Annotated in this window: 11 protein-coding genes and 1 riboswitch; of the genes, 4 read left to right on the forward strand and 7 right to left on the reverse strand. The window is 45.8% G+C overall.

The genetic code is table 11. The features are described 5' to 3' along the window. Positions 1-11 precede the first annotated feature (11 nt). Positions 12-827, forward strand: a complete 816-nt coding sequence (locus GSQ66_RS01010) for an MBL fold metallo-hydrolase (protein WP_162425743.1) — start codon at positions 12-14, stop codon at positions 825-827. Here the strand turns inward: GSQ66_RS01010 and GSQ66_RS01015 are convergent, their stop codons facing one another. The 4 genes from GSQ66_RS01015 to GSQ66_RS01030 form a co-directional block, all read right to left on the reverse strand. Then, entirely contained in the window at positions 828-1,370 is a 543-nt protein-coding gene (locus tag GSQ66_RS01015) for an RBBP9/YdeN family alpha/beta hydrolase (RefSeq protein WP_162425744.1), read from the reverse strand. A 91-nt stretch (positions 1,371-1,461) separates the two neighbouring features. Continuing rightward, positions 1,462-2,754, reverse strand: a complete 1,293-nt coding sequence (locus GSQ66_RS01020; RefSeq protein ID WP_162425745.1) for a sugar MFS transporter — start codon at positions 2,752-2,754, stop codon at positions 1,462-1,464. Positions 2,755-4,217: 1,463 nt separating this feature from the next. Further along, entirely contained in the window at positions 4,218-5,069 is an 852-nt protein-coding gene (locus tag GSQ66_RS01025; RefSeq protein ID WP_162425746.1) for a cyanophycinase, read from the reverse strand. 115 nt (positions 5,070-5,184) lie between these two features. Next, positions 5,185-5,931 carry a DUF72 domain-containing protein gene (locus GSQ66_RS01030; RefSeq protein WP_162425747.1) on the reverse strand — a complete coding sequence of 249 codons (747 nt, stop codon included), beginning with the start codon at positions 5,929-5,931 and terminating at the stop codon, positions 5,185-5,187. A 179-nt stretch (positions 5,932-6,110) separates the two neighbouring features. Then, a riboswitch (SAM riboswitch) is annotated at positions 6,111-6,214 on the forward strand. Between the two features lie 256 nt (positions 6,215-6,470). Between GSQ66_RS01030 and GSQ66_RS01035 the strand changes: the two genes are divergently transcribed. Beyond that, the gene (locus GSQ66_RS01035) at positions 6,471-7,817 is read left to right on the forward strand and encodes a Na+/H+ antiporter NhaC family protein (protein ID WP_162425748.1); all 1,347 of its coding nucleotides are present in this window, start codon (positions 6,471-6,473) and stop codon (positions 7,815-7,817) included. Positions 7,818-7,903: 86 nt separating this feature from the next. Here GSQ66_RS01035 and GSQ66_RS01040 read toward each other — a convergent pair whose 3' ends face one another. Continuing rightward, entirely contained in the window at positions 7,904-8,371 is a 468-nt protein-coding gene (locus GSQ66_RS01040; protein WP_162425749.1) for a hypothetical protein, read from the reverse strand. Further along, on the reverse strand, positions 8,368-9,438 hold the full coding sequence (locus GSQ66_RS01045) for an STAS/SEC14 domain-containing protein (protein WP_162425750.1): 1,071 nt from the start codon (positions 9,436-9,438) through the stop codon (positions 8,368-8,370). The genes GSQ66_RS01040 and GSQ66_RS01045 overlap by 4 nt, the downstream gene beginning before the upstream one ends. Before the next feature lie 329 nt (positions 9,439-9,767). On the opposite strand from GSQ66_RS01045, the gene GSQ66_RS19040 reads away from it, so the two are divergent. Next, positions 9,768-9,893 carry a hypothetical protein gene (locus GSQ66_RS19040; RefSeq protein ID WP_262887836.1) on the forward strand — a complete coding sequence of 42 codons (126 nt, stop codon included), beginning with the start codon at positions 9,768-9,770 and terminating at the stop codon, positions 9,891-9,893. Positions 9,894-10,299: 406 nt separating this feature from the next. Here GSQ66_RS19040 and GSQ66_RS01050 read toward each other — a convergent pair whose 3' ends face one another. Continuing rightward, the gene (locus GSQ66_RS01050) at positions 10,300-11,727 is read right to left on the reverse strand and encodes a sugar MFS transporter (RefSeq protein ID WP_162425751.1); all 1,428 of its coding nucleotides are present in this window, start codon (positions 11,725-11,727) and stop codon (positions 10,300-10,302) included. Between the two features lie 852 nt (positions 11,728-12,579). Between GSQ66_RS01050 and GSQ66_RS01055 the strand changes: the two genes are divergently transcribed. Further along, on the forward strand, positions 12,580-13,554 hold the full coding sequence (locus GSQ66_RS01055) for a helix-turn-helix domain-containing protein (RefSeq protein WP_162425752.1): 975 nt from the start codon (positions 12,580-12,582) through the stop codon (positions 13,552-13,554). The last annotated feature ends 397 nt before the right edge of the window (positions 13,555-13,951 follow it).

A 13,951-nucleotide genomic window follows, 5' to 3' on the forward strand; every position in this document is an offset into this window, starting at 1 on the left:
TTTGCAGCAACATGCAATTGCAGATCACATCATTAAATTCAGGAAGTAACGGTAACTGTTATTACATCGGCAACGAGCGCGAAGCGGTGCTGGTAGATGCCGGTATTTCGTGCCTCGAAACCGAACGACGCATGAAGCGCTTGGGCCTTTCGATGCGCAAAGTAAAAGCCATCTTCATCTCTCATGAGCATTCCGATCACATTCGGGGCGTGTCCGTCATAGCGCGCAAGTACGAAATTCCGGTTTATATTACACCAGATACCCAATACCACGGCCGTTTAAGCCAGGAGCGATTTACTGCCATTCCTTTCCTGGCATACGAGCCCGTGAAGGTCGGCGGGCTAACTATAACTGCATTTCCGAAATGGCACGATGCTTCCGATCCGCATAGTTTTATAGTTAGTTACCAGGATATCAACATTGGTGTTTTTACTGATATAGGAGCACCCTGCGAGCATGTTATAAAGCACTTTGGCATGTGCCACGCCGCTTTTCTGGAAACAAATTATGATGATGGCCTGCTGGACAAAGGGCGCTATCCTTATTACCTGAAACAACGCATCCGCAGCAACCACGGGCACTTATCAAACGAGCAGGCACTTTCGCTTTTCATGGAGCACAAACCGGCGTTCATGAGCCACCTGCTGCTATCGCATTTGTCTAAAGACAACAACAACCCAATGCTGGTGCAGAACCTTTTCCGGTTAAATGCTGCCGGTACCGAGGTTGTTGTAGCCTCCCGTTACCAGGAAACCCCGATCTACACCATTACCAATTCTTTTACACCGATAAAGCACTACAAAGGCGAGCAACTGCAACTTCTATAGTTAGGCAACTATAGTTTCTCCGCTTAATTTACTGACCAACTCAAGACCGGCCTGCCAGTTGCCATACCCTGATTTACCTTCAATATGGCCGGCGTTTTGCAGCGTTACCAGCTCACTTCCCCAGCAGGCAGCAAAGTATTTTGCCCGCTCATAAGCTACCACATGGTCGTTGGTGCTGGCTACAACTATACTCGGGAACGGTAATTTGCGAAGCGGCAACGGACTGAAACCCGTGATATATTTCGGGTAGTTTGGGTCATCCACATCACTGGGAGCTACCAGCAACGCGCCTTTTATTTGCTTGCCAAACCGGTAATGCCAGTTAACTATAGTTGCGCAGCCTACACTGTGGCCTATCAGAACTACCTCCTTTAAGTTAAAACTGCTCAGTTCCTTTTCTAGCTGGGTGGTCCATTGCTGGCAGTCAGGTTGTTCCCAGTTGGTTTGTGTAATGCGGTAAAACTGAGCAGGGTAGTTTGTCTCCCATATGCTTTGCCAGTGCCCTGGGCCGGAGTTGCGGAGACCGGGGACGTTTATGTTCATAGTTTATGGTTTAGCTATAGTTTGATCTAACAGAAAATCCCGCCCAAACTATAGTTCAGGCGGGATTTTCTGTTTATTTATAGTTTACATTTTACTTTCTGATCCTGTGGCCTTTGGTAGAGAAGAACCAGATGAACAGGTAACACGGTACCATTATCCAGTATGCTTGCTGCGCATCAGCCATGTCGGTAAGGCGGCCATACACCAGCGGAATAATGGCACCACCGGCTATACCCATGATCAGGAGCGACGAACCAATTTTTGTAAAACGGCCCAGCCCGGCAATAGCCAATGGCCAGATGGCAGGCCACATTAAAGAGTTTGCTAGGCCAAGTAGCGCAATGAACAGCACCGATACGTAACCATCGGTAAGGATTGCAGCAATAGAGAACAGCACACCCAGTACTGCCGATATCTGCAAGGCCACATCCTGCTTCAGTATTTTAGGAATGGTAACGATGCCGATAAGGTAACCCACCAGCATGGCCCCCAGCGTAAACGAGAAGAAGAACTTGGCATCTTCCAGCGAAAAGCCCTGCTCCACACCATAACTGATAATGGTATCAACAGAGAGGACCTCTACGCCGACATACAGGAAAATGGCCAGTACGCCCAGCAACAAGTGCGGAAACTGTAAAATACTTGTTTTCGATGTATTGGCGGTTGCTATGGCTTCATCCTCCTGGTCGGTATCAACCTCAGGCAACGACGACAACAGCACCAGTACAGCAAGCACAGCCAGCGCAACAGCTACAATTATATAAGGTGTGATTACACGGTGTGCAACGGCATCCAGTTCCATTGCTTTCTGCTGCAAACTCATGGTATCCAGTTGCTTTACAAGAGCATCAAGCGCTTCCGGATTCGAGAAAACTATAAACCCTAATGCAATAGGTGCCAGGATACCGCCTACTTTACTGCAGATACCCATGATACTGATGCGTTTGGCAGCACTCTCGGCAGGGCCCAGAATAGTAATATAAGGATTAGAAGCAGTCTGTAACAAGGCCAGTCCGGTGCCCTGCACAAACAAACCTATCAGGAAAAGGGAATAGGTACGATCGAGGGCAGCTGGTATAAAAATAAGCGCACCAAGGGCCATTACAGCCAGTCCGGCTGCCATTCCTTTTTTAAACCCAGTAGCCTTTAGCACCCACGCCGACGGAATAGCCATTACCAGGTAAGAAATATAAAAGGCAAAGGTCACGAAATACGATTCGAAGTTGGTGAGTTCGCAGGCTATCTTAAGATAGGGGATGAGCACCGAGTTGAGCCAGGTTACGGAGCCGAAAATAAAGAAAAGGACTCCAATGATCAGGATGGCACGGAAATCATTTCGTTTCTCTAACTCCTGAGACATCATAGGTTCAGTTTTTACAGACATAAAAAGGATAGATAATTCTGTTCAATATAATCTATTTTTTTAAGATCTCATTTGTAAGTGAGGTTTGGGGTAATAAAATTTTGTGTGTTCCGTCCATTCCTGTATTTTTTTGTAGAGAGATGAAAAGAGCCAGTGGAGCGGTGAGGGATTTAAGTTATCCTATTCACTTTTGTCGTTTCGAACATTCTTGAGACGCGAGTCGAAGAGAGCCAGCGCAGCTGTGAGAAATCTGAGTGCTATAGTTTCTCTTTTGTCATTTCGAACTAAGTGAGAAATCTATTATAGATTATAGTTTAATTTTCTACTCCTTGAACCAAGCCTTTCTTTCATAGCCTTCTTTAATCCTGGGAGCTCTACTTATCTACAGTTCTATAGTTTGCTTTGGTGCCCTCACGGCCGGGAGGCCCCGTCTTGGGGGTAGGGGCCCTCGATAAGGGCATCGCGCCTTTGCTTTCTTGCTACCCTCGTTCCTCGGGTTGCCTGGCGGCACCGCAACAAAGCAAAGGCGCTCAACCCAAAGACTGTGATCAGTTCGATAGCTATAGTTTGAACAGCTATAGTTGCATCGCTTTATCGTGGTGGTATTTCCTTAGGGACAGGTCGCGACCTGTCCGATCCTGGTCTGTAACTATAGAAAACTCAGATTTCTCCCGCTGGTCGAAATGACAGTTGGGCAAGCAGTAGCAGCAGTGTTCCCTCAAGGGCAGGCACGTTTCATTCTATTGATTCAACCTCTTTAATGCCCTTTCTCGCGGGACGCGGGTGTGAGCTACATAGTGGCGTCCCGCCACTTGTGCTTCAGGCACAGGTTAAAGCGGCCAGAGTTCGCAGGTAACTCACACTCGCGGGACGCGAGCGAGGGCGAGGACGTAAAGTAGTAACAGAATTGTCCCCTTGAGGAAAAGGGAGAACGGGAGTTCGAAACTTACGAGCATAGCTCAATAGGGGTGTTGAAACCCAAACTATAGAACGATGGCGTAAACTATAGCAACAGCCGAAATTCCCCTCTTGGGAGGGGCAGGAGTGGGTTAAAACGCCAACTATAGAACAACATCTAAAACTATAGCGACTACTGTAAAGCTCCTTCCCCTGTTTTGGGGGTAGGGGCCCTCGATAAAAGGGGAAGGCTGGGAAGGGGTAAAACCATAACTATAAAACTATAGCTCCAACTATAGCAATTCCCTTTATCCCAAAAATCCCATAAATCTCCTTTAATCCCGGTTCAGACAATGCCTGTATCTTCCGAGCCAGTTGCGTCAGGAGACTCCACACCATCGTAAGTCACGAGCGGGACGCTCGCTTCAAATAGAGAGGGCTGGGGTAATTTAGAGATGGGTAAAAAAACAACTATAAAACTATAGACAAAATTACCGTCAGGAAAATCATGCTAAAAACTTACATCCAGTTAAATCAGAGCGCCTGTTTTACTCAACGTATTATTACTAATTGAAAAGATTAGTTGCCTATACAAATTTACCGGATGTAATATGGAATGATCTGCCCCTGGGCAGCACGTGCATGATCAGATTCTCAACACAAAGCGCCTCGCCAGTATCTATGGTTTGATAGTTGTTCTCTACCAGTTTTCGCCCGTCAATAACTATAACAAGACCGGAGCCAATGGTTTCTATAAAGTCGTTTCCCGTTATCAGGATTCCGGTGTCTTCGCCCAGCCCAATACCGATATGGGAAGGGTTGCTGGCGATTGCCTCTATCATGCGGGGTATACGACGGCGGTTTACAAAGTGGGTATCAATGATGATTTTATCCAGTATATCCAGTCCGGAGGTGAGCTCCACCATGCCTTTTAGTAGTGGAGTAGCTTCCACATATCCGTTTATCATTACTCCCGATAAAGCCATGGCACCGGCGCTGGTACCTGATATCAGGAATTTATCTTCGAGCATATAACGGGTTTTGATTATGTTCAGCGCTTCCGAACCCTGAAACGCAGCTGTAATGCGCTGCTGGTCGCCGCCCGTAAACATGACTGCATCCGTGTGCATCAGGCGCTCCAGGTAATCGGGCCGGTTGGCATCTTCGGGGCTTTGTATTGGTAAAACACCGACGTTATTGCAGCCTAGAAGAAAGAAAGCATTTGTATAAACCTTGCCTGCAACTGCAGGTGCTAAAGTTGCAGTAGTTACTACTTCTATGCGCGTGCCAAGGCCATGTAGTTCATCGTGTATCCGTTTCAGAATACCATGGTCAAACTGGTGTTGCTGCCGGAACTCATTTGCTTTTACTTGCAATGGTAAGTTTCCTTTATCTTCGTTACCGCCAATGGCTACAATTTTACCTTTCGGAGTTTTCATAAGCTGTTATAACTTAATACTATACGCTGTAATAAAAGCATCAGGGTATAAAGGCTGTTACAGTATAGGTTAGATGTAACTGCAGCCCGGGAAGTTACTTGCTTAGCGCAGCAAACTATAGATTTTTGATCAAGTCGTATAGTTTACGGGCATCTAGCACGGCGTTTCCTAAAATAGTATTGTTAAAGAATACCCAGACCTGTTTATCAGCCTCCAGCCAGTCTTTCACCATGTATGCGTAGCGTTCCAGTTTTTCGTCGGAGTAAGCAGAGGAATACATTTTTTCGTCGCCGTGCAGGCGCAGGTAGGCAATATTGGTGGTTGTTACTTCGGTGCCCGGGAAGCGCTTGCCGGCGCTGGCAATAACGGTGGTAATCTCATAATCTCGCAGCAACTCCAACGACTCATCGGTAAACCACGACACATGGCGGGCTTCGAGGGCAAAAGGCTGGTCAGGGTATTTATCGCGGAGCAACCTGTAAAAATTCTCTGCTGTAGGCCTGTCGAACCGGAAACTGCCGGCGATCTGCACCAGCACCGGCCCCAGCCGATCACCCATCAAACTATAGCTGGCCATAAATTTATCCAGCGGCGCTTCGGTATCTGTAAACTTGCGCTTGTGGGTTATTTCCTGGTTTAGCTTTGGTGCGAATTTAAAGTACGAGGGTGTGGTAGCCAGCCATTTCTCCACGGTTTTGGCCATGGTAAAGTGGTAAAAACTGCTGTTTATTTCGGTACAGTTAAAGTGGGTGGCATAATAAGCAAGCCTGTCTGCCGATTTCAGTTCGGGTGGGTAAAGCACTTCCATCCAGCGGTAGCTCCAGCCGGATGTGCCTATATGTAAATTTGGTATCTGCTTCATAGTGTATAGTTGTTGCAGGTACGTACGGCTGTGGCGCAAGGCTGTCCATCCTTGTTTAGTGCAAACCTGTAAAACAATCAGGCACCATTGCGGTTGGGTAACATAGCCCGGAAGATGTTTCTCACTAAAAAGTTGCAATTTTTAAGACGATGGCCTTACCTTTGCAGCATCTTTATCAAGATTTATAAAGAAGAGGGGAGAGAGCAGGCTCCGCGAACCTCTAGCAACCGTCAGTAAAAGTGAAATGGTGCTAACTCCTGCCCAGTTTTGGGAACTATAAATTATTACTCATGCACGTACAACACCATTCTACAGTACCTTTTGCCGCCAGTTTGCCAGTTATAGCAACGCCTGTTGCTACCATGTGCGGTTGTTGCTGTTGTAGCTAATTCCTTAGTTTACTGCCAGTCGTTTTACCGGTAAGGTTGCCGGCTGCCACTCAAATTTTCAACTCATTTCTTTATTTCAACTGCATCTGTAGTTCACGGTATTTTTTACTGTAGGCTATAGTGCGCATTTCTATCAGGATTTAATTTTATATGGATCAGATTAAAAAGACAGGCGGAACTGCACTGGTTCCTTTTTTAGTTTTCGTGCTGATTTTTCTTGGCGCCGGTATTGTGCTTAACGACTTTTATGCGCTGCCCTCGCCGGTGGCAGTTATATGCGGCATCATCGCAGCTTTTTTGCTTTTAAAAGGGAGCATAAATGCCAAAGTAGATGCCCTGATCCGGGGTTGCGGCGATTCCCAGATCGTTACTATGTGTATCATTTATTTGCTGGCCGGGGCCTTTGCGGTGGTTTCGCAGGCAATTGGTGGGGTAGATGCTACCGTTAACTTAGGCCTGACTTATATTCCGGTTCAATACCTGGCATTAGGAGTATTTTTGCTGGCGGCATTCCTGTCTACGGCTACGGGTACTTCGGTGGGTGCTATAGTTGCGCTTGGGCCGATTGTAGTGGGGCTGGCTGAGCAAAGTAATTCCCCGATGCCGCTTATGCTGGGCGCTTTACTGGGCGGCGCTATGTTCGGTGATAACCTTTCCTTTATATCTGATACAACTATAGCTGCTACCCAAACGCAGGATTGTGAAATGAAGGATAAGTTTAAAGTGAACTTCCTGATTGCCGGTCCTGCCGCTTTGCTAACCATTGGCTTGCTGCTGTTTGCGGGTTTTCAGACCGATCCTGCCCAGGCTGTTTTACCCGCAGTGCAGGAAATAGAGCTCATTAAAATTGTGCCTTACCTGCTGGTGCTCTTCCTGGCGGTATATGGGGTAAACGTGTTTGTAGCCCTGATAGCAGGTATAGTTGCCTCGGGTGCGGTTGGTATAGTTGGCGGCGACCTGGATGTGCTGCTGTTCACTAAAAAAATATACGAAGGTTTTACCAGCATGACCGAGATCTTCCTGCTATCGATGCTGACCGGCGGGCTGGCCGAAATGGTACGACAGGCAGGTGGCATTCAGTTCCTTCTGAGCAAGGCAAACAAGTTTATCAGCGGGTACAGGTCTTCGCAGTTGGGTGTTGGGTTACTGGTAAGTGGCGTGAACAGTGCTATCGCCAATAATACGGTATCTATAGTTGTAACAGGGCCTGTAGCAAAAGATATAAGCCAGCGCTACCATATCGATAAGCGTAAAACTGCTGCCATACTGGATATTTTTGCCTGCATTGTACAGGGATTGCTGCCCTACGGAGCCCAGATACTTATTATGCTGAGCTTTACAAAAGGTAAGGTGTCATACCTGGAGGTGCTGCCATATGCCTGGTACCTGTACCTGCTGCTGTTCTTTACTGTGCTGGCTATAGTTACGCCTTTTGTAGATAAATTCTTTCAGAATAAGCCTGCAACTATACCGGCTCCACAAGCGGTTGCTGCTTAAGCAACTGTTTACACAACCTATATTTCTATAAAAAAGAACCACTCGGGCATGTGCTTAAGTGGTTTTTTTTGCGTACTCTCCGGCAGCTATAGTTCGGTAGCAAGACTGCCATCAAACATCCAGTCCAGGGCAGTGGCTTTATAATTGAAAACCTCCAGCTGTGTCTTTAATTTAAATTCCGGTAACTGCTCCAGTTTTGTACAGACACGGGCTACATCCATCAGGGCAATACTTTCCAGGGTGTTTACCCGCGCAAACTTGAGTAAATTTGATTTAGGTAATAGGGGATAAATAAGCTCCAGCATCCAGTTCTGGTCTGCAAACTCCACGTAATGTATAGCGCGCGCATCGCTTAACCAGTACTGGCAATTGTTGCTGATACAGGCTTCAATAGCTATTTTAAAGTTCTGTCTGAAAATCTCGCTCGATGGGTGCTGCAGCCACTCTACATAAACGAATTTTATATGTTCGTCCAGCTGAATGATAATGTACTCGTCCTGGTATAGCGTGTTTAGCTGTATGCTTATTGGTTCTGTTGTGTTTGCTGCTGTCATGTAGTTTCCTGTAGGTTATCCTGCGCGAAGCTGAGCCACTCAATGGCTTCATCTTCTGTCAGAAAATATTGTATAGTTTGGGGATAAATCTGATTCTTCACCCGGCGGTTCATGTTTTCACTCGCGATTTGCTGCATCACATCCGGTGCCGAAATTATGGCTAAACGCTCTACAGGGTTCTTTTTTAGTACAGATACTGTAATCGCAACTGCCCATGCCTGGTCTTCGAGGTTAATGATGCCCAGTTGCTGGTTATTGACCAATATGGCCTGTATGTTATTGTTAATGACGGCGCGGGCCGTTTTTAAAACCGCGTACCGGTATTCGCGGCTGGTTACCCTGCGGAGCCAGCGTAGTTGCAGTAACTTTGTTTTATTATCTGTTACAATAGTTACAAAATCTGTCTGGCAGCGCATAACCTGCGAATCAGGGTGAAGTAAAGCAGTTGTTTCAGTTTTGCCAGTTGTAGCTTCCTGTAAAGGGTTCTCTGTAAGCTCGCAGGCTGCATATCTCTTTAAATCCCTTACGCTGGCTTGCAGGGGTATGGGTAGTTTGCGGGTGGTAAGCGCTTCCTTCGGAAACGGGGGCTGTAAGAGCCAGTCCCTTGCCTGTTCCTGATCGAAAAAGAACCTGATCTCATAAGGCTGATCCGGTCCATTTTTTATGACCGCCTCATACATCTGCTGTTGGGTTCCTGTACTGGAAAATACCCTGGCGCTGCGGCTCAGTGTCGCTTTCTTTTTAACTTCATTCAGAAAGCTGTTCGAATCCTGCTGATCTTCCAAAGTAGAGTCTCCCATCCTGCTGAAGTCAGTCAGTAAATACTTTACACGAAGTGCCGCAATACATACCCCTACAAACCTGATATACTGGCGATATTCGCTGCTACTGACTGGTCGCTGCCACACAACCTCTAAAAACCTGGTTTCCAGCTGGAAGCTTATGGTCAGCGGCGGAATTCTCCTTGGTTTGGTAACATCGTTATAAGTAGCAGCTTCCTGGTTCTGGCTTTTATTAAATAGAACCTGCCCCGGATTGCTGTAGGCTTTTACATGTCTGTTCTGCATTACTGGTACACCTGCTCCATATTTAAAGGGAGCGCTTTTAAAATGCTATAAAAATCAGATTATCACAGACTTATAAACTGATTACAACTTGGTCTGGTTCAACAGTTTTATTTAATCCTTGTATAGTTATAGTTGGGTCTTCTTTTACCAGCTATAACTGTATTTCCGTACACGATAAGTCTATAAAAATTATATCACTGCAACTTGTAAGTTTCTGTTTTACAGGGTAATGGAAAAGCATTTGTTTGGGTAATAATCTTGCTGGTCTGACTAAAAAAGCGATACAATTTGTCGTTGCATAGCCTTGATGCGATACGTGGAATTACAGATTGTCAGTCTGGTTTGGCTTAGGCCTGAAGTTGCTTCTGATCAGGTGTGTGAACGGTATTTATAACATGCTGGATTTCCTGCAGAACCTGAAAGGGTTTTTACTGTTCTCAGGAACGATGGAGTAGTTTTGCTTATAGGTGAATACAGTCGAGTTGCATTTAAAGCGGCTGTATTAAGCGTAAAATCCTGTTCTTATTCCGGGTTTGCTACCAAAGTGCCAGCCTGGCATTTTGCCTCTTTGTAAACATGTATTTTTTTCTGTCCAGCTACGCTCAACTATAGTTGTACGGAACCGGAGGTCCGTGTAATAGAAGTTTTGATTTGTGTCTGCACGCCGCCCGAAACAACTATAAAAGGCACTAAAAAAAGGCAAAGATGTGATCTCTGGTATGAGGTTGTCTGGCTAAATATAGTTGAACTATAAACGTGGTGAAAGTGCAACAGGCGTAAGAAATAGGCTATAAACAGCAAAGGCACCCCAGAATGCAGGGACGCCTTTGTTGTTTATAGTTTGAATGTTTAACTTCCGGATTATGCTTCGGCGCTTGGGTCAATTTCTTCAACTTTAGAACCCCTGAAACCATAGTACACAATGTACAGGTAACACAGGATCGGCACTATAAACGATATTTGCAGGTTACCTGTAACATCAGCTACGTAGCCTTGCAGCGGCGGAATAATAGCGCCGCCAACTATAGCCATAACCAGCAGCGATGAACCCTGGCTGGTATGCACGCCCAACCCTTTAATAGCCAGCGTGAAGATAGTAGGGAACATGATGGAGTTGAACAGACCGATTGCAATAACGGACCACATTGCCACAGAACCGGTCGCCAAAATAGTAATCAGCAGCAACACGATAACAGCCGTAGCGAAGAAACCCAGCGTACGGCCCGGCAGGAACCTGCCCAGCAGCAACACCAGGAAATTCAGCACGATCATGCCTAATGCAATCAGAGCCTCCTCCTGGCCATAAATAGTGAACATCAGCGTAAACACGACGGCCGTGATCGCGCCGATGATCAGGTATTTGGTGTTATTGTTCCTGAAATCGGCAAGAGCCACTGCCCCAAAGAAACGGCCGATCATAGCGCCACCCCAGAATAAGGCAAGGTAATGTCCGCCTTCAGCTTCGGTCAGGCCTGCAATATGCGGCAGTTTAAAGAAATTTATCAGGGTGCTGCCAATAGCCACTTCGCCCCCCACATACATAAAGACACAAATGATACCCAGCACCAGGTGGCGGTACTTTAGTGCGCCAGAGTCAGGTATAATTCTGCCTTCGCCTTTTACATGGGGCAGTTTGGCAAGTTTTATCAATACGGCAATAGCAATAAGCGAGGCAGCAAGGCCCAGGTAAGGCATTTTAACTGACTCCGCATTGGCTGCAGCTACTGTATTTACCGTTTCAAAAATAAGATAACCCCCTATCAGCGGGGCAATCGTGGTTCCGAAAGAGTTGAGCGCCTGCGTCATGTTGAGGCGGCTGGCAGCACCGCTGGCCGGGCCAAGTATGGTAACATACGGGTTAGCGGCAATTTGTAATATAGTTATGCCTGAGGCAAGCACGAAAAGCGCTATCAGGAAAAAGCCATAGCTCTGCAGATCGGCGGCAGGGTAGAACAGCACACATCCGGCAGCAGCTACGACAAGTCCTGCAATTATTCCGTTCTTATACCCGATCCTCATAACCGGATCGCCTTTGGTTACCGAGATAATGAAGTACAGCAGCGATATAAAAAAGTAAGCGCCGAAGAAAGCCGACTGGACAAGCATGGCCTGCCAGTGCTGCAGCACAAATACCTGTTGCAGTTTTGGTATCAGAATGTCGTTCATGCAGGTAATCAAGCCCCACATAAAGAAAAGCAGGGTCACGATAATAAGAGGACCTGTGAAGTTTTTAGCCGTTACTTGTTCGTTAGCTGGCGTACTTTGGGTGGTTGGTGTAACTCCGTCCATTGGGAAGGTATAGAGGTTATAGTTGGTTTAGTTGTCGTTTTACTGTTTTTACACACTGCAAGCGATTTTCAGCCTTTAAACTATAGGCATTGTCATTATACCCGAAGCTCAATATATATAATCTATACCGGTTACGTATATTCTCATCAAACTTTTCCTGGCAGCACTACACAACCCTGGCCGGGCATCAGAATGGTGTAACTGTATCCGGGAGTAAACCGCTGTCTATAGTTGCTGATAAGTACAACCTGGTTTATGATATTCAAAAATCCGAATCCAAACAGCCTTTCGTCTATTTTCCGGGTACTTTTTATATACGGAGCAGCAAGCCAAATAACTATGAAATCAAATAGTGATAACTGTTCCTGAAGACGGGGTCTATGCAGTCGGTTTTCGGCAGGCAAACGACAATTACTCATAAACCCCCAGCACAAAGCAGCCATCAGAAAACTGAAGAACTACTGTAAGTTTGCCGGGCCCGTTATACTGCTGCAGTACGGCACCCACGAATGGAGTAACTGAGGCATTATAGTAAGTTAAATTGTTGGATCAAAGCTGCGTTTGAGGTGAGTTCAATGCCTATTTATATGGGCCTGCTAACTATAGGATGCTGGGAACCAGGTGTGACGCCGTTTCTCGTTTATCTGCATTCCGTTGCTGTGGCGTAAGCCTACCGCTTGTGACTTTTCTATTGGGTAGGCCTCCAGCCTGTCAGGAGTTATAACTCCAGCGCATTTATATAACAGATTTATATATAACCTGATTTTTTTCTTATATTTACTTTAAATGGATAAAAGCTATATTCAATTTTCTTTTCCGCTGCATTTCTAACCCGACAACCTGGATCATCTGATGCGTGAAGAGCCCTTACAATTCATACAAGTAAATACAGAAGATATTGCCTACATCCTGGGCCTGTTATCAATGCAGCATCCGGTAAGTGAGGAACTGCAGGGCGAATTTTATAAACATGCCATTGCCATTCAGCTACAGGAAGGGCAGCACCTGTTACGACAAGGGGATAAGTGCAACTACATGTATTTTATAAGGGAAGGTGCCATGATGGCCTATTCCCTGCACAAGCATAAAAAGATCACTACTTATATCTCTGTTGAAAATGAATTTGTGAGTTCGCTCTCCGGGCTTTACGGCTCCCAACCATCCCGGGAAGCTATAGTGGCTATAGAGCCGACCTTGGTTTTAGGAGTGCATACAGCTGTATTACAAGACTGGTACCAGCGTTTTTTTGATCTTAATTACATCATTCGCCAGGTGTACGAGAATTATTACCGCGATGCCCAGGAGCGCACACATGTGGTTCGGGTTGGTGACGCTTCGGAACGTTACCATTATTTTGTAAAGTCCAAGCCAGGCTATATTGACCGCCTTCCGCTGGAATGCATTGCTTCTTTTCTGGACATGAAGCCGGAAACACTCTCCCGCATTAAAAAGCAGGAGAAGCTTACTGTGCAGACTGGCGACATTGAAAGTTTATTTCAGCAGGTGGCGCAATTTATGCAGGCAACAGAATGCTTTAAAGAGAAAACCATAAAGGTCCATAGTTTGGCTGCGCGCCTGGGCATTCCGGCCTACAAGCTCTCGCTGGCTTTAAATACTTATGCCAAAACCAACTTCAACGACTTTGTCAATCAGTACCGCATTTCTTACTTAAAAGCACAATTAGAGAAAGAAGGGTTTTTGCAGAACTTTACAATAGAAGCCCTGGCCCTGCAGGCAGGATTTGCCTCCAGAAGCGGATTTTACAAGGCCTTTAAAAAGATGGAGGGCATCAGCCCGAAAGAATACCTGGCCGGCACAAAACTATAGTTTCACAGTTGCATTTACTTAAAGTATAGCTATAGTTAATCTGGAATACCTGTAATATTCCCAGTTCTCTTTTACTGCACTTCTATTTAATGAAGGGAATCCTACCTATCAATTATTAACCTAAAATATATTCTGAAGTTTTTTAAACAGGCGGGTTGCAACTTAAAAGTAGTTTTGTGATTTTAATTTGTCTCCGTATTCAAATCAGGACAAATTAGTGCAACTTTATATTAGAAGGTGAAAAGCACAACCTGTAACTTGCGGGAAGAATCTAATGCACTAATTATCAGCGCTACACAAAGATCCTGCCCTGTGCAGAAACCTAACTATAGGCAGGTATTTGAAGGTTTGTTAACGTGTTGTTGCAGAGTTGTTTACAATCTTGCTGCTGCCTGTT

It is taken from the genome of Pontibacter pudoricolor (assembly GCF_010092985.1).
GTDB classification, from domain to species: Bacteria; Bacteroidota; Bacteroidia; order Cytophagales; family Hymenobacteraceae; genus Pontibacter; species Pontibacter pudoricolor.